At 75.5% G+C, this 22646-nt stretch carries 11 protein-coding genes and 1 pseudogene; 8 read left to right on the forward strand and 4 right to left on the reverse strand.

Going from position 1 to position 22646, the window contains the following annotated elements; translation table 11 throughout:
- The 4 genes and pseudogenes from LPU43_RS00875 to LPU43_RS00890 form a co-directional block, all read left to right on the forward strand.
- The coding region (locus tag LPU43_RS00875) for a type I polyketide synthase (protein ID WP_229397824.1) at nucleotides 1-3925 on the forward strand (3925 nt) is incomplete at its 5' end.
- Between the two features lie 76 nt (nucleotides 3926-4001).
- Nucleotides 4002-8108 (forward strand): annotated as a pseudogene (locus LPU43_RS00880) (type I polyketide synthase); the annotation flags it as partial.
- A gap of 104 nt (nucleotides 8109-8212) precedes the next feature.
- The gene (locus LPU43_RS00885) at nucleotides 8213-9244 is read left to right on the forward strand and encodes an ABC transporter ATP-binding protein (protein WP_229397826.1); all 1032 of its coding nucleotides are present in this window, start codon (nucleotides 8213-8215) and stop codon (nucleotides 9242-9244) included.
- A complete protein-coding gene (locus LPU43_RS00890; protein WP_229397827.1) occupies nucleotides 9241-10074 on the forward strand; it encodes an ABC transporter permease in 834 nt (277 codons plus the stop codon). Before LPU43_RS00885 ends, LPU43_RS00890 begins: the two co-directional genes overlap by 4 nt.
- 55 nt (nucleotides 10075-10129) lie before the next feature.
- Here LPU43_RS00890 and LPU43_RS00895 read toward each other — a convergent pair whose 3' ends face one another.
- A complete protein-coding gene (locus LPU43_RS00895; protein ID WP_229397828.1) occupies nucleotides 10130-12967 on the reverse strand; it encodes a helix-turn-helix transcriptional regulator in 2838 nt (945 codons plus the stop codon).
- A 469-nt stretch (nucleotides 12968-13436) separates the two neighbouring features.
- Complete coding sequence (locus tag LPU43_RS00900) at nucleotides 13437-16271, reverse strand: AAA family ATPase (RefSeq protein WP_229397829.1); 2835 nt, start codon at nucleotides 16269-16271, stop codon at nucleotides 13437-13439.
- A gap of 1358 nt (nucleotides 16272-17629) precedes the next feature.
- On the opposite strand from LPU43_RS00900, the gene LPU43_RS00905 reads away from it, so the two are divergent.
- Nucleotides 17630-19012 (forward strand): AMP-binding protein, encoded by a 1383-nt coding sequence (locus LPU43_RS00905; RefSeq protein WP_229397830.1) that lies wholly within the window; start codon nucleotides 17630-17632, stop codon nucleotides 19010-19012.
- Nucleotides 19013-19041: 29 nt separating this feature from the next.
- On the opposite strand, the gene LPU43_RS00910 is transcribed toward LPU43_RS00905, so the two are convergent.
- Nucleotides 19042-19494, reverse strand: coding sequence for a cold-shock protein (locus LPU43_RS00910; RefSeq protein ID WP_229397831.1), 453 nt, complete (start codon nucleotides 19492-19494; stop codon nucleotides 19042-19044).
- Nucleotides 19495-19732: 238 nt separating this feature from the next.
- Here LPU43_RS00910 and LPU43_RS00915 point away from each other — a divergent pair, with 238 nt between their 5' ends.
- Nucleotides 19733-20395 (forward strand): 4'-phosphopantetheinyl transferase family protein, encoded by a 663-nt coding sequence (locus LPU43_RS00915; protein ID WP_229397833.1) that lies wholly within the window; start codon nucleotides 19733-19735, stop codon nucleotides 20393-20395.
- Between the two features lie 368 nt (nucleotides 20396-20763).
- Here LPU43_RS00915 and LPU43_RS00920 read toward each other — a convergent pair whose 3' ends face one another.
- Complete coding sequence (locus LPU43_RS00920; RefSeq protein ID WP_229397836.1) at nucleotides 20764-21042, reverse strand: hypothetical protein; 279 nt, start codon at nucleotides 21040-21042, stop codon at nucleotides 20764-20766.
- 661 nt (nucleotides 21043-21703) lie between these two features.
- Here LPU43_RS00920 and LPU43_RS00925 point away from each other — a divergent pair.
- Together LPU43_RS00925 and LPU43_RS00930 are read left to right on the forward strand one after the other, a co-directional pair.
- On the forward strand, nucleotides 21704-21892 hold the full coding sequence (locus tag LPU43_RS00925) for a hypothetical protein (protein WP_229397838.1): 189 nt from the start codon (nucleotides 21704-21706) through the stop codon (nucleotides 21890-21892).
- A gap of 395 nt (nucleotides 21893-22287) precedes the next feature.
- Nucleotides 22288-22641 (forward strand): hypothetical protein, encoded by a 354-nt coding sequence (locus LPU43_RS00930; protein ID WP_229397840.1) that lies wholly within the window; start codon nucleotides 22288-22290, stop codon nucleotides 22639-22641.
- The last annotated feature ends 5 nt before the right edge of the window (nucleotides 22642-22646 follow it).

The following is a 22646-nucleotide window of genomic DNA, read 5'->3' on the forward strand; positions in this document are numbered from 1 at the left end:
CCGCCCCGCCGACCGTCCGCTGCTGCTCGGCTCGATCAAGTCCAACATCGGCCACACCCAGGCCGCCGCCGGCGTCGCCGGCATCATCAAGATGGTCCTCGCCCTGCGGTACGGCTTCCTGCCGCCGACCCTGCACGTCGACGAGCCCACCGACCAGGTGGACTGGGGCGTCGGCGCGGTGGAGCTGCTGACCGAGGGCCGGGCGTGGCCGGTGACGGGCCGCCCCCGGCGGGCCGCCGTCTCCTCCTTCGGCATCAGCGGCACCAACGCGCACACCATCCTGGAGCAGGCCCCCGAGGCAGCCGCGCCGGTCGCGCCGACCGGACCGGCCGAGCTGACCGCCCCGGCCGAGTCGGTCGAGCCGACCGCGTCGACCGAGCCGGTCGCGCCGGGCGGTGAGCCGGGGGGTGAGCCGGGCCGGCTGCCCCTGGTGCCGGTGCTGCTGTCGGCGCGTACCCCGGCCGCCCTCGCCGCCCAGGCCGGGCCGTGGGCCGACCGGCTCACCGGGCCGGACGCCCCGCCGCTGGTCGACGTCGGCTGGTCGTCGGCGGTGTCCCGGGCGGGCCTGGAGCACCGGGCCGTCGTCCTCGCCGCCGACCGGGCGGCGCTGGACGCCGGGCTGCGGGCCCTCGGCTCCGGCGACGACTCGCCGCTGGTGGTCACCGGCGCGGTCGCCCCCCGGCCGAAGGTGGCGTACCTGTTCTCCGGGCAGGGCGCGCAACGCCCCGGCATGGGCCGCGAGCTGGCCGAGGCGTTTCCCGTCTTCGCCGCCGCCCTCGACGAGGTCTGCGCCGTTCTCGACCCGCACCTGCCGGGGCCGCTGCGGCCCGTGCTGTTCGCCGAGCCCGGCACGCCCGGGGCGGCCCTGCTGGACCGCACCGAGTACACCCAGCCGGCGATCTTCGCCGTCGAGGTGGCGCTGTTCCGGCTGCTGTCGGCGTGGGGCGCGCGGCCCGACGCGGTCGCCGGGCACTCCATCGGCGAGTTCGCCGCCGCCCACGCCGCCGGGGTGCTCACCCTGGCCGACGCCGCCGCGCTGGTCGCCGCCCGGGGCCGGCTCATGCAGGCCCTGCCCGACGGCGGGGCGATGTGGGCCGTCGCCGCCGCCGAGGCCGACGTGCTGGCCTCCCTCGGCGACCACGCCGACCGGGTGAGCGTCGCCGCCGTCAACGGCCCCGCCGCCGTGGTGCTCTCCGGGGCCGGCGACGCCGTCGAGGAGCTGGCCGCGCAGTGGTCGGCCCGGGGCGTACGCACCCGGCGGCTGGCCGTCAGCCACGCCTTCCACAGCCCGCTGATGGATCCGGTGCTCGACGACCTCGCCGCCGTCGCCGCCCGGCTGGAGCACCGGGCCCCGACCGTGCCGATGGTCTCCACGGTCACCGGCGCGCCCGTCGACGCGGCCGGGCTGGGCGACCCGGCGTACTGGATGCGGCACGCCCGGCACGCCGTGCGCTTCGCCGACGCCGTCGCCGCCCTGCGGGCGCGGGGCTGCACCGCGTACGTCGAGATCGGCCCCGACGGGGTGCTCACCGCCCTCGCCCGGACCGTCCTCGCCGGGGGCGCGCCGGCCGGCGGCCGGGAGCCGCTGGTCGTGCCCACCCTCCGCCGGGACCGGCCCGAGCCGGCCGCCCTGCTGCGGGCCGTCGCCGCGCTGCACGCCCACGGCGTCAGCCCCGACTGGTCCGCCCTGTACGCCGGCACCGGCGCGCGGCGGGTCGACCTGCCCACGTACGTCTTCGACCGGCAGCGCTACTGGCCCGAGCCCCCGCCCTGGGCGACCGCCGCGGCCTTCGACGACAGCTCCGACGTGGAGCGCCGGTTCTGGGCGGCGGTCGAGGCCGAGGACCTCGACTCCCTGGCCCGCGAGCTGGACGTGGCGCGGGACCAGCCGTTCGGGGCGGTGCTGCCGGCGCTGTCGGCGTGGCGGCGGCGCGGGCGGGAACGCTCCCTGGTGGACGCCGCCCGGTACCGCACGACCTGGACCCCGCTGGCCGACGCGGCGGCGCGGCGGGAGCCCGGCCGCTGGCTGGCGCTGCTGCCCGCCCACCGGGCCGACGACCCCGGGCTGCGCGCCTGCGCCCGCGAGCTCGGCCCGGAGGCGGCCGTCGTCGCCGTCGACACCGCCGCCGACCCCGACGAGCTGGGCGGCCAACTCGCCGACGTGCTCGGCGGGGCGCTCGACGCGGGCGACGGCCCGCTGTCGATCCTGTCCTTCCTCGGGCTGGACGAGGCGCCCCACGCCGAGCAGCCGGCGCTGCCCCGTGGCCTGGCCGCGACCGTGCAGCTCCTCCAGGAACTCACGGACACCGAGGCGGCGGCCCGGCTGTGGTGCGTCACCCAGGGCGCGGTCGGCGTCGGGGACGGCGACGTGCCCGTCAACCCCCGCCAGGCGTTGCTGTGGGGACTGGGTCGGGTGGCCGCGCTGGAGCAGCCGACCCGCTGGGGCGGGCTGGTCGACCTGCCGACCACGGTGGAGCCCGCCTCGGCGGCCCGCCTCGCCGACGTGCTCGCCGGCGGTCCCGCCGAGGACCAGCTCGCGATCCGCGACTCGGGCGTCCTGGCCTGCCGGGTCGTCCCGGCCGGCGGCGACGCCGACGGCGAGCCGTGGCGGCCCCGGGGCACCGTGCTGGTCACCGGCGGCACCGGCGCGCTCGGCGGGCACGTGGCCCGCTGGGTGGCCGGCGCCGGCGCGGAGCGCGTCGTGTTGACCAGCCGGCGCGGCGTCGACACCCCCGGCGCGGCGGAGCTGCTGGCCGAGCTGGACGCCCTCGGCGTGGAGTGCCGGGTCGCCCGGTGCGACGCCGCCGACCGGGCCGGCATGACCGACCTGGTCGCCGAGCTGCGCCGCGACGGCCCCCCGCTGCGCGCCGTGGTGCACGCCGCCGGGGTCAACGAGCTGGTGCCCCTGGCCAACGTCACCGCCGAGGACCTCGCGTACGTGATCGCGCCGAAGCTGATCGGCGCCGAGCTGCTCGACGAGCTGCTCGACGGCGTCGAGCTGGACGCGTTCGTGCTCTTCTCGTCCATCGCCGCCGTGTGGGGCAGCGGCGGGCAGGGCGCGTACGCGGCCGGCAACGCCTACCTGGACGCGCTCGCGCAGCGGCGGCGCGGCCGGGGCCTGCCGGCCACCTCCGTGGCCTGGGGGCCGTGGACCGAGTCGGGCATGTTCGGCGACGGCGCCCCGGAGCAGTTGCGCCGCCGTGGCCTGCGGGTGATGCCGCCCGGCGTGGCCCTGGCCGGGCTGCGGCACGCGCTCGCCGTCGGCGACACCTGCGTCACCGTCGTCGACGTCGACTGGGCGCACTTCCACTCGCTGTTCACCGCGCTGCGGCCCAGCCCGCTGCTGGCCGACCTGCCGGCCGTGCGGGCGCTGAGCGCCGCTCCCGCCGAGGTGCCGGACGCCCCCGCCGACCGGGACCTGCTCGCCGGGCTGCGGTCGCTGCCCGAGCCGGAGCGGCGGGCGGCGCTGCTGGAGATGGTCCGGGTGGACGCGGCGAAGGTGCTCGGCCACTCCTCCGGGGAGGTCATCGACACCGACCGGGGCTTCCTGGACCTCGGCTTCGACTCGCTGACCGCCGTGGAGCTGCGCAACCTGCTCATCGCGGCGACCGGGCACGAGCTGTCCACCACGGTCGTCTTCGACTACCCGACGCCGGCCGGCCTCGCCGAGCACCTGCACGAGGAGCTGTTCGGCGACGCCGGAGCGGGCCCCGGCGACGGCGGCGACGAGGAGCGGGTGCGCCGGGTCCTCGCCGCGATACCCCTGGACCGGCTCCGCGAGGCCGGCCTGCTCGACCAGCTCCTCCAGCTCGGCCGCGCGGTCACCGGCCCGGCCGCCGCGCCGCCGCCCGCGCCCGAGGCGGAGATCAGCGAGCTGGACGTCGCCGGCCTGGTCCGGATGGCCCTGGAAGGCACCGACTCGTGACCCGGCTGGCCGCAAGGAGCCCCCGATGAGCGTCTCACTGGACGAGGTCGTCAGCGCGCTGCGCGCGTCGCTGCTGGACAACCAGAAGCTGCGCCAGCAGAACCAGCAGCTCACCGCCGCGCTCGGCGAGCCGGTGGCGATCATCGGGATGAGCTGCCGGTTCCCCGGCGGGGTCGGCTCGCCGGAGCAACTGTGGGACCTGGTCGCCGCCGGCACCGACGCGATGGGGCCGTTCCCCACCGACCGGGGCTGGCTCCTCGACGCGCTCTACGACACCGACCCGGCCAGCCGGGGCACCTCGTACGTGCGCGACGGCGGGTTCCTGCACGACGCCGGGGACTTCGACCCCGCGTTCTTCGGCATCAGCCCCCGCGAGGCCATCGCCATGGACCCGCAGCAGCGGCTGCTGCTGGAGGCCGCCTGGGAGGCGTTCGAGACCGCCGGAATCGACCCCACCACCCTGCGCGGGGCGCCCACCGGCGTCTACGCGGCCACCAGCAGCCAGGGCGACTACGCGGCCCTGCTGACCGGGGCGGGCGACGGCGTCGAGGGCTACCTCGGCACCGGCAGCGCCGCCGCCGTGGCCAGCGGCCGGATCTCGTACGCCCTGGGGCTGGAGGGGCCGGCGGTCACCGTGGACACCGCCTGCTCGTCGTCGCTGGTCGCGCTGCACCTGGCCTGCCAGGCGCTGCGGCTCGGCGAGTGCACCCTGGCGCTGGCCGGCGGGGTGTCGGTGATGGCCACCCCGACGGTCTTCGTGGAGTTCTCCCGCCAGCGGGGCCTCTCCACCGACGGGCGGTGCAAGTCGTTCGCCGCCGCCGCCGACGGCACCGGCTGGTCGGAGGGCGTCGGGATGCTGCTCGTGGAGCGGCTCTCCGACGCCCGCCGCAACGGCCACCCGGTCCTGGCCGTGGTGCGGGGCAGCGCCGTGAACCAGGACGGCGCGAGCAGCGGGCTGACCGCCCCGAACGGCCCCTCCCAGCGCCGGGTGATCCGGCAGGCCCTCGCCAACGCCGGGTTGACCGCCGGTGAGGTCGACGTGGTGGAGGCGCACGGCACGGGCACGACGCTCGGCGACCCGATCGAGGCGCAGGCGCTGATCGCGACGTACGGGCAGGACCGGCCCGTCGACCGGCCGCTGTGGTTGGGGTCGGTGAAGTCGAACATCGGGCACACGCAGGCCGCTGCCGGGGTGGCCGGGGTGATCAAGATGGTCCTCGCGATGCGGCACGGGGTGCTGCCGCCGACCCTGCACGTGGACGCGCCCACCCCGCACGTCGACTGGTCGGCGGGCGCGGTGGCCCTGCTCACCGAGAGCAGCCCGTGGCCGGAGACCGGCGGGCCGCGCCGGGCCGGGGTCTCCGCGTTCGGGGTCAGCGGCACCAACGCGCACGCCATCATCGAGCAGGCCGACCCCGCCGACGCCCCGCCCGCCCGGCCCGCCGGGACGCCCGCCCCGGCGGGGCCGTGGATCGTCTCCGCCCGCTCCGCCCCGGCGTTGGCCGGGCAGGCGCGCCGGCTGCTGGACCACCTGGCCGCCCACCCCGACCTGCGCCCGGCCGACGTGGCGTACTCGCTGCTCACCACCCGGGCGGCGCTGCCGCACCGGGCGGCGGTGACCGGCGCCGACGCCGACGCGCTGCGCGCCGGCCTGCGGGCCGTCGCCGAGGACCGGCCCGCCCCCGACGTGGTACGCGGCGTGGCCCGCCCCGGCGGCAAGCTCGCCTTCCTCTTCGCCGGGCAGGGCGCGCAGCGCCCCGGCATGGGCGTCGAGCTGCACCGCCGCTTCCCGGTCTTCGCCGCCGCCTTCGACGAGGTCGCCGCCGAACTCGACCGGCACCTGACCCGCCCGCTGCGGGAGGTGGCCTTCGCCGCCCCCGGCACGCCCGAGGCCGCCCTGCTGGACCGCACCGAGTTCACCCAGCCGGCGCTGTTCGCGTACGAGGTGGCCGCGTACCGGCTGGTCACCGCCTGGGGGGCGCGCCCGGCGTTCCTCCTCGGCCACTCGGTCGGCGAGCTGGCCGCCGCGCACGTCGCCGGGGTGCTGTCGCTGCCCGACGCCGCCGCCCTCGTCGCCGCCCGGGGCCGGCTCATGCAGGCGCTGCCCGACGGCGGGGCGATGCTGGCGGTGCGGGCCTCCGAGGCCGAGGTGGCCCCGCTGCTCGACGACGCCGTCGCCCTGGCCGCCGTGAACGGCCCCGCCTCGGTGGTGCTCTCCGGCGACGCCGACGCCGTGCGCGCGGCCGGCGAACGCCTCGCCGCGCAGGGCCGGCGCACCCGCCCGCTGCGGGTCGGGCACGCCTTCCACTCCGCCCGGATGGACGCCGTGCTGGCCGACTTCCGGGTGGTCGCGGAGAAGGCCACCTGGCACCCGCCGGCCGTGCCGCTGGTCTCCGACCGCACCGGCGCGCTGCTCACCGCCGGGGAGGCCACCGACCCCGGCTACTGGGTCGACCACGTCCGGGACACCGTGCGCTTCCACGCCGGGATGACCACCCTCGCCGCCGCCGGGGCCGGCACCTTCCTGGAGCTGGGCCCCGACGGCGCGCTCACCGCGCTGGGCCGGGAGTGCCTGCCCGACGCCGACGCGGCGGCGTTCGTGCCCCTCGGCCGCCGGAACCAGCCGGAGGCGGAGACGCTGCTCGCCGCGCTGGCCGCCGTCGACCTGCGCGGCGGCGGCGTCGACTGGGCCGCCCTCTTCGCCGGCACCGACGCCGCCCGCGTCGCGCTGCCCACCTACGCGTTCCACCACGAGCGGTACTGGCCCGACCCGGTGGCCCTCGAACTGGGCCAGCGGGCGGCGCAGGCCGCCGCCGACGGGGAGTTCTGGGCCGCCGTCGACGCCGACGAGCCCGCCGCCCTGGCCGCCGTCCTCGGCGTCGACGCCGGCCGACGGGACGCCGTGGCCGAGCTGCTGCCCGACCTCGCCGCGTACCGGCAGCGCCACCGCGCCGAGCCCGAGGCGGCGGCGGACGGCGGGAACGGCCCGGCCGGCGTCGCGGCGACCGACCCGGCCCGCGTGCTGCGCGACCGGCTGGCCGCCAGCTCGCCCGCCGACCGGCACCGCATCCTGCTCGACCTGGTCCGGGGGCACGCCGCCACCGTGCTCGGGCACCGGACGCCCGGGTCGATCGAGGCGGATCGGGACTTCCTGGAGCTGGGCTTCGACTCGCTGACCGCGCTGGAGCTGCGTGACGCGCTGGCCCAGGACACCGGGGCGGAGCTGTCGGCCACCCTGCTGTTCGACCACCCCACCCCGACGGCGCTGGCCGGGCACCTGCTCGCCCAGGTCCTCGGCGCGGGCGCGGTCGCCGACGCGGCGGCCGGCCCCGGCGAGGCCACCCCGGAGGGGGCCGGCGGGCTCCTCGGCGGCCTGTTCCGCCAGCCGAAGGCCCGCGAGGACGCCGCCGGGTACGCCGAGCTGCTGGTCAAGCTCGCCCAGTTCCGCCCCAGCTTCACCGAGCCGGCCCAGCTCACCCGCCCGGCCGGCATCCTCCGGCTGGCCCAGGGCGAGGCCGGCGCGACCCCGGTGGTGTGCTGCTGCACCATGTCCCTGCTCGCCGGCCCGCACGAGTACGCCCGCCTCGCCGCCGGCTTCCGGGGCCGCCGCGACCTGTGGGCGCTGCCCAACCCGGGCTTCGGGGTGGGCGAGGAGCTGCCCGCCGACCTGGGCGCGCTGCTACGGGTGCACGCGGACACCGTGCTGCGCGCCGTGGGCGACGGCCCGTTCGTGCTGGCCGGGCACTCCGGGGGCGCGATGGTGGCCAACGTGGTCGCCCGGGAGCTGGAGCGCCAGGGCCGCCCCCCGGCCGCCGTGGTGCTGATGGACACGTACCCGGCCGACAGCGAGGTGCTCGGCGGCTGGACGTCGCAACTGCTCGACGGGATGGTCGGGCGGGACACCGCCTACACCCCGATGGACGACTACCGGACCACCGCGTGGGCGGGCTACCTGCCGCTGTTCCTGGACTGGCAGCCCGCGCCGATGGCGTCGCCGACGCTGCTGGTGCGGGCCAGCGAGCCGCTCGGGCAGTGGCAGGGCGAGCCCGACGGGTGGCGGTCCCGGTGGCCGTACCCGCACGAGGCGGTCGACGCGGCCGGCGACCACTTCACGATGGTCGGCGAGCGGGGGCCGGACCTGGCCGTCGCCGTGCACGGGTGGCTGGCCGCGCGGGGCCTGTGAAGCGGCCCCCGGCCGCCGGCGGCGCGCCCCTGGCGTGCCCCTAGCGGCCCCTATCGCAACGAGGACATCTGTCCCATCAGGAACCAGGACGGGAGCATGGCGACGTGGACGAGGCAGTGGTGGTGGAGGAGCTGGTCAAGCAGTACCAGCCCAACATGCCACCGGCGGTGGACGGACTGAGCTTCTCGGTCGCCGCGGGTGAGGTCTTCGGTCTGCTCGGGCCGAACGGCGCGGGCAAGACCACGACGATCGGGGTGCTGACGACCCGGGTGCGGGCCACCTCGGGGCGGGCGGTCGTCTGCGGGGCGGACGTGGCCCGCTCGCCGGCCGCGGCCCGGCAGTTGCTGGCGGTGGTGCCGCAGCGGGTGAACCTGGACCGGGCGCTGACCGTCCGGCAGAACCTGCTGTTCCACTCCGCGTACCACCGGGTGTCCCGGTCGGTGCGCACGAAGCGGGCGGACGAGCTGCTGGAGCAGATGGGGCTCAAGGACTTCGCGAACGCGCGCACCGACTTCCTCTCCGGTGGCCTGGCGCAGCGCACCATGATCGCCCGGGCGCTGATGCACGCGCCCCGGGTGCTCTTCCTGGACGAGCCCTCCGGCGGCCTCGACCCGCAGTCCCGGCTCTTCGTGCACGACCGCATCGCCGAGCTGAAGCGGGCCGGGGTCACCGTCGTGGTGACCACCCACGACATGGACGAGGCGGAGAAGCTCTGCGACCGGGTCGGCATCGTCGACCACGGCCGGCTGCTCACCCTGGACACCCCGGCCGCGTTGACCCGCACCCTGCCGGGCAGCAGCACGCTGACCCTGGTCGTCTCGGCCGGCGCCCCCGCCGAGGAGGTGCAGGCCGCCCTCGGCAACGTGCCCGACATCGAGCGCGTCGAGCGGCTGCGGGCCGGCGGCGCGCCCGGCGGGATGCCGATGTTCCCCGGCCTGCCGCCGGCCCCGGAGGCCCCCGCCGACCCGGACGCCACGCTCTCCTTCCGCCTCTACACCGGCACCGCGCCGGCCAACGCCGTGCCGATGGCGTTGAAGATCCTCGCCGACCTGGGCTGCGAGGTCCGCGACCTCAGCATCGGCCAGCCGAGCCTCGAAGACGTCTTCATCCACCTGACCGGGAAGGAACTTCGGTGAGCGTCACCGCACCCGTCGCCCCGTCCACCGGGGTCGCGCCGGCCGCACCGGTGCGCGTGCTGGAGCAGCTCGCCACCTTCCGGGCGGTGCTCTGGCGCGACCTCTTCGTCACCAGCCGGGAGCTGGGCGCGTTCGGCGCCCAGGTGTTCCTCCAACCGCTGTTCATGCTGCTGATCTTCGGCAAGGTGCTGACCAGCCTCGGCTACGCCAGCAACGACTTCGCCAACGTGCTGCTGCCCGGCGTGATCGCGCTCAACGCGTTCCTGATCGGCCTGGAGAACACCGCCCTGCCGCTGGTGATGGACTTCTCCTTCACCCGGGAGATCGAGGACCGGCTGCTCTCGCCGATGGCGATTCCGCTGGTCGCCTTCGAGAAGATCGTCTTCGGCGCGGTCCGGGGCGTGATCGCCGGCCTCGTGCTGATCCCGATCGGCATGCTCATGCTCGGCGTCACCTGGCCGCTGTCCACGCTGCTGCCCGTGCTCGGGGTGCTGGTGGCCGGGGCGATGGTCGGCGCGGCCATGGGCCTGACGTTCGGCACGCTGGTGCCGCCGCACCGCATCCAGGTCATGTTCACCGTCATCATGACGCCGCTGATGTTTACCGGCGCCACCCAGTTCCCGCTGCGCGCCCTGGACTCGCTGCCCTGGTTCCAGTGGATCTGCGCGCTCAACCCGCTCACCTACGTCAGCGAGGCCACCCGGTCGCTGGTCGCCCCGCCCGGGGTGCAGTCGGTGCCGCTCTGGCTGGACCTGACCGTCCTCGCCGGGGTGTTCGTGCTGTTCAGCGTGATCGGCATCCGCGGCTTCATGCGGCGGGCGATGGACTGACGCGACGTACGCACGAAAAAGGGGGGCCCCGCCCCCCCTTTTTCGTGCGTGTCGCTCAGGACGCCGCGCCCTGGGGCTCCTCGGCCAGCGGCTCCGCGTACGCGACGAGCCGCGCCGGCAGGTCCGTGCGCCGCTTGACGTCCAGCTTCCGGTACACCCGGGTGAGGTGCTGCTCCACGGTGCTCACCGTGATGAACAGCTTGCTGGAGATCTGCCGGTTGGTGTGCCCCTGCGCGGCCAGCGCCGCCACCCGCCGTTCGGCCTCGCTGAGCCCGTCGTCCGGCTCCTGCGCCTCCGCCCCGGCCGGGTACGCGGGCAGCCCGCCGCCCGGCTCCCGCCGGATCAGCCGCTGGGCCAGCACCGACGCCCCGCAGTCCTGGGCGAGCTGGTAGGCGCGGCGGACCAGCAGCCGGGCGCGCGCCGAGTCGCCGGCCCGCTGAAGGGTCTGCCCGGTGTCGCCGAGGGCCCGGACGAGTTCGAGCCGGTCGCCGCAGCCCTGGAGCAGGTTGACCGCCTCGGAGAGCAGCCTGCGCCGGTGGTCCGGGGCGGCGGTGGTGGCCAGCAGCCGCAGCGCGCGGCCCCGGGTCCGGTCGTCGACGCCGTGGGGGAGCCGCAGCTGCTCCTGGAGGAGCTGGGTGGCGTGGGTCTTGTTGCCGACGCTGAGCTGGACCCGGGCCAGCTCCAGCCGCCACGGCACCAGCCCCGCCACGTCGATGCCCCAGGTGCGCGCCAGCTCGCCGCACCGGCGCAGGTCGGCGGTCGCCGCGTGCGGTCGGCCCATGGCCAGGTGGTGCCGGCCCCGGGCGGCGAGGTAGTGCAGGCCCAGCGGGGTGCGGAACATCCCCGCCGGGACGGGGTGGGCCAGCCAGCGGTCGGCCTCGGAGAAGCGGCCCGCCTCGGTCGCGCAGCCGATCAGCGTGGCCAGCGGGCCGGCGATCGCCACCCCCCACGCCGGGGCGGGGAGGTCCGCCAGCGCCGCCCGGGCGTGGTGCTCCGCGCCCGGCAGGTCGCCGAGGCGCAGCGCCGCCTCCGCCCGGACCGCCCGGAGCACGGCCCGCCAGACCGGGGTGTGCCGGACCGCCGGCCGGTGCAGCAGCACGTCGCACCAGGCGACGGCCCGGTCGGCGCGGCCGGACCACAGCAGTGCCAGCAGCGGGGCGGTGAGCAGGCCCAGCGCGCCGTCGTCGGTGTGGTGCCGCTGCAGGAGCTGCTCGGCGGTGGCGACGGTGTCGTGCTCGGCCGCCGGCATCAGGGCCGCGCCGAGCACGGTCACCGCCTGCAACTGGGGGCTGATGGTGGTCGGCGCGGTCGCCGCCCGGCTCCACGTGCTGGGGGTCTCCCGGACGGAGGCGAGCTGGTCGGGGTGGGTGAGCGAGACGAGGAGCTGCATGGCCCGCAGCCGGCCGGCGAGGGCGGTGGGGCCGTGGTCGTCGTCGGGGGAGAAGGCGCTGACCGCCTCGGTGGCCTCCTCCGTCCGCCCCTGCCAGAGCAGGTACGGCACGGTGGACAGCGCCGCGCCGGTGGACCAGCCGGCCGCCCGGGCGGCCTCCACCAGCTCGGTGAGGTGCCCGTTGACGGCCGTCGGGTTCACCTGCCACCGGGCGTCGACGAGCATTGCGGTGGTCGCCGTGCGCTGCTGCTCGTCCATCTCGGCCCGGCCGGCCAGGCGCAGGCAGGCGGTGGCCTGGTCGGGGCGGCCCGCCGCCAGGGCGTGCGCGGCGGCGTCGGAGAGCACGGGCACCACCCACGGCGCCTGCGCCCACGCGGCGGCGACCAGGTGCTCGGCCACCACGCCCGGCTCGGCGCCGTGCTCGTGCAGCATCTCGGCGGCCCGCTGGTGCAGGCCCCGACGCTCCTCGGGGGACATGTCGGCCAGGATCGAGCGCAGGATGCGCGGGTGGCGGAGCCGGTCGCCGTCCATCAGGCCGCAGGTGCGCAGCACCCGCACCGCCGGCACGGTGGACTCGGGCACCATGTCGAGGAGGTGCCCGAGCAGCTCGGCGGGGGCGGGGCGGTCCAGCACGGCCAGCGCCCGCGCGACCCGGCGCACCCCCGGCTCGTGCCGGTAGAGGCAGCCCAGCACGGCCTGGTCGAACGCGTCGCCGCCGGTGAGGTCCGGGAGGCGCTCGTCGCCCGCCTCGCGGGCCCGCTCGTCGATCAGGGCGCGGGTGAGCAGCGGGTTGCCGCCGGTCACGCCGAGGTAGCGTTCGGCGGCCTCGCGGGCGGCGACGCCGCTGTCGGCGTCGACGAGCCGGGCGATGGCCTCGACGGTCAGCGGGGGAAGGGTGATCCGCGAGAAGTGCGGCTGGCTGAGGAGCTCGGCGCGGAACAGCGGGTGCGGCGGGCGCAGCGTCGACGCCTCGGCGAGCACCACCATGATCCGGGCGTGGCGCAGCCGGCGGGTGACGTAGAGCAGGCAGTGCAGCGAGGCCGGGTCGGCGTGGTGCACGTCGTCGACGGCGAGCAGCAGCGGCCCGCGCTCGGCGAGGTCGGTCAGCGCGGTGAACAGGCCGTGCAGCAGGGGGGCCCAGAGCCGGTCGCCGGCCGCCGGCCCGTCGGCCGCGTCACCGCCGGCCTCCGGCAGCGGTACGGCGGAGGCGGCCTCCCGCATCAGCTCCTCGATCCGGACGGCCGCCTCGTGCCCCAACCGGGCGCTGTGGAAGAGCTGCCCGAGCACGCCCAGGTGCAGTCCGCGTTCCGCCCGGGAACCGGCCGCGCTGAGCACCCGTCCCCCGGCGGCGGCGGCCCACTCGCCGAACGCCTCCAGCAGGCTCGTCTTGCCGCTGCCCACCGCGCCCGTCACCAACGCGACGTGTCCGCGTTGCTGCTCGGCGCAGGCGTGGAACGCCTTCCGGAGCCGGGTCGTCTGTTCCTCCCGCTGCACCAGCACCACTCGTGTCAGCCTCTCTCGTACGCGGTGCCGAACCGGGGTCACCGGCGCGCACCGACACCGTCCCCGGGCCGCCGGCCGCCCCTCCACCGCGCCCGCCCGCCGTACGGGGTGGTAGGGGTGGAGCGCACCGGGCCGCCGTGCCAGGTGGACCTGAAAAGAACTGTCCGTTCCGGACCGCGCTTTCCAGCGATCGATCCGTGTGTCCAGCGAGTCTGGCACCGGGCCAGGCGTGCGACAACGGGCGCGAGACCCCATCGTTTCGCGCTCAAACCTGCGGGTGTCGGTAGCCCTTAGGGGTTGCCATAGCCGCCGGAAGGGGTGTCCGGGTCGGCCGAGTGGAGGAGCGAGACGACATGATGGACGGTGAAAGTGGCAATGTGGAGCCTGCGCCCGTACCAAAAATCCATTGTGGACGGTCCGTGCGGCTGACCCGCCGCCGATCGGTCGGGACGGGGCGCCGGCCGGCGCTTCAGAAGCGAGCGTCGCCGTCCGGCCAGGGGCCGGGGCGCGGCGGCGCGTGACGCCCCGCGGGGCTCGTGCCGGACCGGGTCGAGCGCAGCCGGGCGGCCAGGTCGCGCCGGGAGTCCACGTCGAGCTTGCGGTAGATCCGGGTCAGCCGCTGCTCGATGGCGCTGACCGTCAGGAAGAGCTCCTTGGCGATCTCCCTGTTGGTGTGGCCCTGCGCGGCGAGTGTCGCCACCTGGGCCTCCGTGTCGCTGAGCCCCTCCACGGCGACCGTGCGGTCGCCGTCGCCGTCGGCCTGGCCGCCGCGGGCGGCGGTGCCGGGGGCCAGGCGGGTGATGCCGCACTCCTGGGCCAGCGCCCGGGCGGCCCGGGTCGCCTCGCGGGCCCGCCGCAGGTCGCCCGCCTGCTGGTAGGCGTGCCCGAGGTCGGCGAGGCTGTGGACCAGCTCCAGGCGGTCGCCGCACTGCCGCAGCAACCGCACCGAGCTGCGCAGGTGCGGGATCGGGTCCCGGCCGTCCTCGGTCGCGGCCAGCACCCGCAGCGCGGCGGCCCGGTGCCGCACGTGTGTGGGCCGCAGCCGGCCCAGCTCCTCCCGGACCAGTTTCTCCGCCTGCTGTCGGCGACCGAGCTGGAGCAGCGCCCGGGCCGACTCGGTCCGCCAGGGGACCATGGCCGGCAGGTCCAGCCGCCAGGCCGTCATGAGCTGACCGCAGAGCTGGAAGTCGGCCAGGGCGGCCTCCGCGCTGCCGGCGGCGAGCGCGTGCAGCCCACGGGCCTGGAGGTAGTGCAGCCCGAACGGGGTCTCGAACATCACCGGCGGCACCGGAACCTGGAGGCACGCCGCCGCCGCGTCGAGGTCGCCCATGAAGGTCAGGGCCCGCAGCCGTACGGCGAGCGGTATGCCGATCACCACGCCCCAGCCCTTCGGCGAGAGCTGGGCCAGCGCCGCATCGGCCAGGGTCCGCGCCCGGGGCAGGTCGCCGCGCCGGCTGGCGATCACCGCGTCGAGGGTGGAGAGCATCGCCGCCGGGGTGGCGTGCCGGTGGGCGCTGCCGCCCCGGCCCAGCCGGTCGCACCAGTCGTCGGCGAGGTCCAACCGGTCGGCGTAGATCATGGCGATCAGGGCGCAGAGGGCGGTCCACATGTTCCGCTCGTCGTCGAGCCCGGTGGTGGCCAGTGCCCGCTGGGCGTCCTCGACCGCGGTGGAGTCGCCGCGTCCGAGCGCGGAGGCCAGCAGGGTGACGCCCCGGAGGCGATGCTTGACGCGGGCGATGGCGAGCGGGTCCCGGGTGGGCGCGGGCCGGTCGACCGCCACACCGGGGTAGAAGACCGAGAGCCAGGCGCGGGTGACGAGCAGGTCGGCGGCCGAGCGCGGGTCGGCGCTGTCGGCCCGGTCGGCGAGGTGGCGCACCAGTTCGGCGGCCTTGTCGATCTGGCCGTGCCAGAGCAGGTACTGGATCGGCCCCGCGGCCTGCCTGCTGCCCAGGTGCCCGGCCCGCACGGCGTTGGCCACCCCCTCGAGGTGGGGGACGGCGGCCTGTGGGTCGAGGCTCCACTCCGCGCGGGCGAGCGCGGAGCGGACCCGGGCCCGCAGGCACTCGTCGAGGGAGTCCCGGTTGGCCCGGCGCAGGAAGCGCAGGGCGGCGTGCACCTCGCCGTCGCGCAACGCCTGTTCGCCGGCGTCGAGCAGGGTCCGGGCCATCCAGGGCTCGCTCAGCCCGTCCGTCCTGGCCAGGTGGCGCGCCACCCGCAGCGGCGGTGCGCCGTCCTCGTGCAGCAGGCAGGCGGCCTCCCGGTGCAGCCGGCAGCGTTCCTCCGCGGTCATGCCGTCGAGCACGGCCCGGCCGACCGCGCCGTGGCGCAGCCCGTCGCCGGTGACCAGGCCGGCGCTGGTGGACTCGTCGATCGCCCGCAGGACCGACCCCGAGCGCACGTCGACGAGCTGCGGCAGCAGGGTGCCGTGCAGCGGCTCCTCGGTCACCGCCAGCACCCGGGCGGAGGTGAGCACCAGGTGCTCGCAGCGGTAGAGGCAGCTCAGCACGGCTTCCCGGAACGCCTCGCCGACCTCCGGCCGCCCGGCGCGGCCCGGCGGGGCGGCCGCGTGGTCGTCGGCGAGCGCCTGGAGCAGCAGCGGATTCCCGCCGCTGATCCGGTGGGCCTCATCGGCGATGCCGCGCGCGGCGACGGTGCCGAGCCGGGCGGCGAGGGCCTGGTACGTCCCGTCGCGGGAGAGCAGGGGGACCCGGACCCGGTGCAGCCGGGCGGGTTGCAGCAGCTCGGCGTAGACCTCGGGGTGCCACGGCCTGGTCCGGGGCGACTCGGTGAGCACGATCAGCGCGGCGAGGCCGGAGAGGCGTCGGGCCACGTAGTCCAGGCAGCGCAGCGACGGCAGGTCGGCGTGGTGCGCGTCGTCGACGGCGACGACCAGCGGGCCCCGTGCGGCCAGGTCCAGCAGGACGTCGCCGATCGCGGCGACGGCCCGGGCCCCGCCCTCCAGGTCGTCGTCGTCCGTGTCGACCCAGTCCAGGGCGCTCTGGTCGAGCAGCCGTCCCACGCGGGCGCGCTCGTCGTCGTTCAGCGGCGCGGCCCGGAAGAGCTGACGGACGACCTCCAACGCGACGGTGCGCTCGGCCCGGGAGGCGCTCGCGCCGAGGAAGCGGACGCCGGCCTCGCCGGCCTGCCGGGCGAACGCCTGCAACAGGGTGGTCTTGCCGGCGCCGACGGGCCCGGTCAGCACGGTGACGGGCCGCGCGTCGGCGAGCGGGTCGTCGGGCCCGAGCAGGGCGGCGAGCCGGCGCTCCAGGAGGCCGAGCTGCCGGGACCGTTCGGTCAGCTCCATGGGCGTGGCCTCGGACGGCGCGCGGGGTTCGCGGTCGCCGGGTGCACCACCCTGCCTGCTCTGCCATCGAGCCTGACGAAATCGGAGACCGGCAATTCTGGACCCATTCCGGTGTGGCGAATACGGACGGCCGCCGCGCGCCGCGAGCGGGGCATCGATAGACCTGACTGCCTGGCCGGCTGCGGGTGGGAGGCTGCCAGTCCATCGACAATTGTTGGGCCGCCCCGACGCATCCTTCCCCTATCGACCGCGATGCATGGTGGGAAGTATGGCATTCCCGCAAATGGGCGGCAAGCGGTTGACGGTAAAGGATGTGCAAACGTGGTTTGGCGCCCCGGGCCCGCCCGGAAGGGCAACAGCGGACCGTCGCCGGACGAATTCACAACGTGATACGTGAGCGGTCCTCCCGTCGCACGACGCCAATTTCCGGGGCCGGTGGACAGCGGGGCGCGACAGCCTTGGGCAGCGGCGCGCGGGGGCCCGGCGGGGCGACGGCCTGCCGACCGCCGCGGGGCAGGGAGGCGGGTGGCGGACCCGCCGCGGGGCGGTCGGCGTGGGCCGCCGCTCAACCCTGCCGGACGCCGTGACCGGCGACCCGCCAGCTCGTCTGGAGGCCGAAGCGCGGCAGCTCACCGGACGGGGCCCGCGTCGACCGCCGCCGCGCGCGGCCCGCCCCCGCCCCGTGCCGTCGGCCCGGACGGCGCCCCGCGTGGCCACCGAGCGCGTCGTCCCCCGTCGGGTGCGGCGGTCGGTGCGGTCGTCGGGTTCGGTCCGGCGGCACCGCCCCGTCCTCCGTGGCGCGCCGGTTCCCGAGGCACCCCCAACGGTGCGTCCCCTTCGGTGGCATCGACACGCGCTTGCCCGATTCGGGCACTTAAAAAAGAACAGCCGTTTTGATGTTGAATCCGGGCCGGTGCCGTCGGGCCGGGCGGCGAACATGCCTTCCCGGCTGACGGAACACAATCTCGTGCGGCTGCAAAATTGACGCGCGGAAGACCCGTTGCGGGCGTCCGGCGATTCCCCCGCGCGATTCGTCGCCATTCTTTGCGGGCGTCCCCGAGCCACCGGCGACGGCGTGCCGAGGGGCGGAACGGCCGGTCCCGCCGGGGTCGCGAGCCGGGCCGTATGGGGCCCCACCTGGCACGCTACCCGCCCGCACCCCGGTCGGCGCCGCCCCGCTCGGCCGCACGGCTAGGGGTTGTGTCCAACCGGTGACCGCGCCTAACTTCGGGGCACCCGCGAGCACGCGGGGCGGCCGGACATGGGACTACCCCCACCGACGACGCGAAGGGCTCTGTGGCCGTGATGTCCCAGCCACCGCCGAGAATCGCCGACCTCCTCGATGAAGGGCGGCGCCGATGACACTGCTCCCGGCGCTGCGGGGAGCCGGCGCGGACCGGCCCGACGCCGTCCGGGTGGCCGGCCGGGCGTTGTCCAGCGAGGCCCTGCTCGGCTGCGTGAACGCGGTCGCGGACCGGATCCGGGGCGCCGGCGCGGTCGCCGTCGACGCGACACCCAGCCTGGAGGCCGTGGTCGGCATGGTCGGCGCGGTCCAGGCCGGCGTACCGCTGGTGCCCCTGCCGCCCGGTGCCGACGCGCGCGAGCGCGCCCGCATCCTGCGGGAGTCCGGCGCGAGCGTGGTCCTCGGCCCGGCCGTGGTCGCCGCGTCCCCCCGGCTACCCGTCGTCCCGGTCGACCTGCGGCGACGGTCCTGGGGCCAGCAGCCGGAGCCGCCCCCGGGCGTCGACGCCGTCGTCCTCTACACGGGGGGAACCGGCGGGCCGCCGCGCGGGGTGCGGATCTCCCGCCGGGCCGTCGCCGCCGACCTGGACCTGCTGGCCGAGGCGTGGCGCTGGAACCGGGAGGACGTCCTGGTCCAGGCCGCCCCGCTGTTCCGGGCGTACGGCCTGGTGGTCGGCCTCCTCGGCGCGCTACGGGTCGGCAGCCGCTTCGTCCACCTCGACCGGTACGCCGCCGCTGGCCCGGTCGGCACCATGTACCTGGCCGTCCCCGACCAGTGGGCGCGCATCGCGCGGGACCGCCCGTGGGCCCGCACGCTGGCCGACGCGCGGCTCCTGGTCTCCGCCGACGCCCCGCTGCCCCCCGCCCTGACCGAGCGGCTGCGGCTGCTCACCACGCACGCCCCGATCCAGGGGTACGGCACGACCGAGACGCTGATCGCGGTGACCGGCCGGGCCGGCGCGCCCGGTGACACCGGGATCGCCGGCACGCCCCTGCCCGGCGTGCAGACCCGCCTCCTCGACCGGGAGGACCGGCCGGTGCCGGCCGACGGCGAGTCGGTCGGCGAGCTGAGCATCCGGGGGCCGACGCTGTTCAGCGGGTACGTCGACGGGCCGCCCCCGCCCGCCCCCGGCTGGCACGCCACCGGCGACCTCGCCACCGTGGCGGCGGACGGCTCGCACCGGATCATCGGGCGACGGCGGACCGACGTGGTGCACAGCCGCAGCCGCCGCGTGCACGCCGGGCCGGTCGAGGAGGCGCTGCGCAGCCACCCCGGGGTCAGCGACGCGGCCGTGGTGGCCACTCCGCACCACGCTCTCGGCGAGCAGGTGACCGCGTACGTCGTCGCGGCCGAGGGGCTCACCGCCCAGGCGCTCATCGACCACGTCGGCCGCCACCTGTCGGCCTGCCATCGCCCCCGCCGGGTGCACTTCGTCGACGAGCTACCGCGCAGCGCCCTGGGCAGGGTGCGCAAGTCCGTGCTCATGGCCGCCGGCTGACCCGGCCCGCCCCCGGCTGAGGGGGACGCTCAGCCCTCCACCCAGCCGTGCCGCCGGGCCAGGGCCAGCATCCGCCCCCGCACCGCCACGATCTGCGCCCCCGTCAGGTCCGGCACGGAGGTCACCAGCGCCTCGGTCGTCTCGGCGTAGAACGCCCGCTCGGAGAGCACGTCGCACAGGCCCTCCTCGTCGTCGGCCGCCCCCACGCCCTGCCCGGCCTCGCGGCCGCGCCCGGCCGGCGACGCACCGGCCCGCGCGGAGCGCTCGCCCGCCGGGGCCGGCCCGACCACCCGCACCGTCAGGGCCTTCGGGCCGCGGTCGCTCTCCACCGCCTCGTACTCCACCGGGACACCGGGCCCCAGCGCCCACTTGTCGCCGTCCACCGTGTTCGCGTGCACGAACACGTCGTCCCCACCGCCGTCCGGGGTGATGAAGCCGTAGCCCCGCACCTCGTCGAACCGCACCACCCTGCCAGTCAGCATCGCTTCCCGCATCCGTGAGACCACTGCATCCAGACCACCGCACTTGACGCCACTGCACTGAGGACCGGTGCGCTGAGGCCAGCGCACCGGTGCCACTACGTGCCCGGCCGACCGGGCCGGGCCACCCCCCAGAATCGCACTCCTTTGCGCCCGCCTCCACCCGTACCCACCCCTTTTCGGCGCGTTCCGGCTCCGCGAAGGGTCGGAGAGCGCCGCCGCAGCGCCTAGCATCGGCGGCGTGATCGAGCGGATACTTCCCCCGGCCGCCGTGGTGGCCGAGTCCTTCACCGACCCCGCCGGCCTGACCCTCTTCCCCGAGGAGGAGAAGCTCGTCGCCAACGCGGTGGACAAGCGGCGACGGGAGTTCACCACCGTGCGGCACTGCGCCCGCCGGGCGCTCGGCGAGCTGGGCATCGCCCCGGTGCCGATCGTCTCGGGGGAGCGCGGCGCCCCCATCTGGCCCGCCGAGGTCGTCGGCAGCATGACCCACTGCGACGGCTACCGGGCGGCCGTCCTCGGCCGTGTCACGCAGTTCGCCACCCTCGGGGTGGACGCCGAGCCGCACGCGCCGCTGCCCGAGGGGGTGCTCGACGCCATCGCCCTGCCGGCCGAGCGGACCCGGATCGCCGCGCTGACCGCCGCCGACCCGGCGACCTGCTGGGACCGCCTGCTGTTCAGCGCCAAGGAGTCGGTCTACAAGGCGTGGTTCCCGCTCACCGCCCGGTGGCTGGACTTCGCGGAGGCGGACATCGTGATCGACGCCGCCGGCACGTTCGTGGCCCGCCTGCTGGTGCCCGGCCCGGTCCTCGGCGGGGCCCCGGTGACATCCTTCCACGGCCGGTTCCTGGTCGACCGGGGCCTGGTGGTCACCGCCATCAGCATCCCCGCGGTCGCCGGCTGAGGGTCGCCGGCACGACGCATCGCGTGACAACGGGCACCCGGACGCGGTCCGGCCATGAACCCCCGGCGTACGGTGAAACACCGGCGCATCAGTGACGACCGCGAGGGCCGTTAGCTGGGCATTGGCCGACAGGACGAGGACCTTGACGCGCTCGGCGAACGGCTGAACCTGCAGTTCGTCGCAAGCTGCGTCGACAACGACATCAGCGCCTCTACTCGGTCCAGGAAACGCCGCTCAGGCGTTGTTGGCTCGCATCGGCCAGACCCACACCAACGCGGCACTACTCCTCGGGAACAAGCTTCCCCCGAGCACGGGCACACAGGAGGGCTGACCACACCCGCCCATGCCGGGCTACGCATCGATACGACTTAAGCCTGCACGTTCGATCTGGGCCGCCTCGGTCGCACCGGGGCGGTTCGTCGTTGGATGACCAACCCCGCCGGTCGTATGAAGATCGACCGACGCTTCACGGCGTCGCCCTTGGCGTCGAGCTCGTACCCGTCGAGCCAGGCCCACCCGTAGTAGGTCTTCGCGGTCCAGTCCTCCAGCACGCGGATGACCCGGAACATGATCGGCTTCTGGAACTGCACGCTGGCCGCCCGGGTCACCTGGACCAGGTCGCCGGCCTTCGGCAGGGGTGCGTTCATCGCAGCGTCCTCGCCGTCCGCCAGGCCAGAATGCGGGCACGGGATGCCGCGACGCGAGGGCACCAGCCGTCCGGGGAGCACCGGCGGTAGCGCTTGACGGTGTGGTCGTCGAGAACGAACCAGGCCACCTGAATCAAGAACGGCACCTCAGGCTCGGTCACGGCAGCCACCCAAAGAACCTGCGATGGAGGGTGCCGGCGGGAGCCCAGCTCAGATCTTGGCTCGCGCTCAGGTAGCAAGACGCCATGTAGAGGCGCAGCGATGCCGGAGCGCGGAAGAACTCGGCCTGTAGCTCACGGCGTCGGATCGCACAGGGCCAGGCCCGACCACACCCCGCGCACGTCCAGACAGGCATTACCGGGCTGTGCGTGGTCATCGGCTCTCACCCGGCCAGTGCCCCCGGTTGATCGAGACACGATGCCTTACCTGGCAGGGTAGGTCCCGCCCACACCGACAGGTCACTCGCTCCAGGAGATGGTTCCACCTCGGCCGATGCCTGCGAGCCAGGGTCAGGGCCACGGCGGTCAAGTACTGGGCGTATGGGATGTGTCGCGGCATGTGACCCATCGCAGCACAAGACGTTGTACGAGGGCAACCCCCATGGGGGTTGCCTCACCCAGTTTTGCCTGGCACACTACCCTCGGGCCATACCGTCAGCTTTGTGGAGCTGCTCGGGTTGGATGAGATCCGCGACTTGCTGGGCGGGATCAGCAAGCAGCGCGCCACGATCATCGTGGGTCGCAAGGGATTCCCTGACCCGCTCGCCACCTTGAAGATGGGCCGCGTCTGGGATGGCAAGGCCGTCCGAGCTTGGATTGCCGAGAACCGCCCGAGCCCGGCTGAGGACTGACCGGGCGCAGCAACCAAGAGTCACCACGCCCGGCTGCCGCCCTACCGTGGCGATCAGCGACGCCACCACCGAAACAGCTCGGATGCGGCCTTTCACGATCGCAGCACGATCGTTGGGCCTCGGCACCTCTCAGGGCGAAAGCGGCCACGATCGCCTTGCCGGCCACCGGGAGCCCCAGGATGACCGCAGCGATCAGCGGACTTGCTGCGGCGATGGGCTCAATGCTGTGACAGTGCCACGGTCTTGCCCCTCCTCACTCTGGTCGAGTGAGGCACGCAGGTCTCAGCTCGACCAGTCACACGGCGCTTTACGACTGCCACATTCTGGACGTCAACAATGTTCGCGACGCCTAAGAGCACTATGATGAGTACTTCGAGAAGCACCTGCTCAGCGGCGTGGATTGCTTCTCCGGCTGGTGCATCACCGACCGGCTCGTCTTGAAGACCGTATCGAATCCGGGGGGATCATGGAGCTCGGCAGGTCTTCGGGTCTTCTATCCAGCCGGGGGAGTTCTCATCTTCGATGAACGAAGGCTTTGTCTGTTTGAGCTTGAGGTAGAGCTAATCGAACTTCGCATCAGAATTGCCGACAAGCTGAAGGAGCTCCGAGAGAGCATTAAGGGGCAAGCCAATTACGGAGGGCGCATAGGCGAAGTTGTCATGAAGGAACGGGAGGCCCGCCAGCGATTTATGGAGTGGCAACACCGCCGGGTGGAAGCGTTGGAGGAGCTAGCCAAGCGGAAGGGATAGCCGGA

Source organism: Micromonospora okii (assembly GCF_020884795.1).
GTDB classification, from domain to species: domain Bacteria; phylum Actinomycetota; class Actinomycetes; order Mycobacteriales; family Micromonosporaceae; genus Micromonospora; species Micromonospora okii.

Excerpts from the sequence above, each read along its gene's own strand:
- LPU43_RS00910 (WP_229397831.1), bottom strand. The coding sequence starts at position 19,494 with ATGCTGACTGGCAGGGTGGTGCGGTTCGACGAGGTGCGGGGCTACGGC.
- LPU43_RS00900 (WP_229397829.1), bottom strand. The coding sequence starts at position 16,271 with ATGGAGCTGACCGAACGGTCCCGGCAGCTCGGCCTCCTGGAGCGCCGG.
- LPU43_RS00920 (WP_229397836.1), bottom strand. The coding sequence starts at position 21,042 with ATGAACGCACCCCTGCCGAAGGCCGGCGACCTGGTCCAGGTGACCCGG.
- LPU43_RS00905 (WP_229397830.1), top strand. The coding sequence starts at position 17,630 with ATGACACTGCTCCCGGCGCTGCGGGGAGCCGGCGCGGACCGGCCCGAC.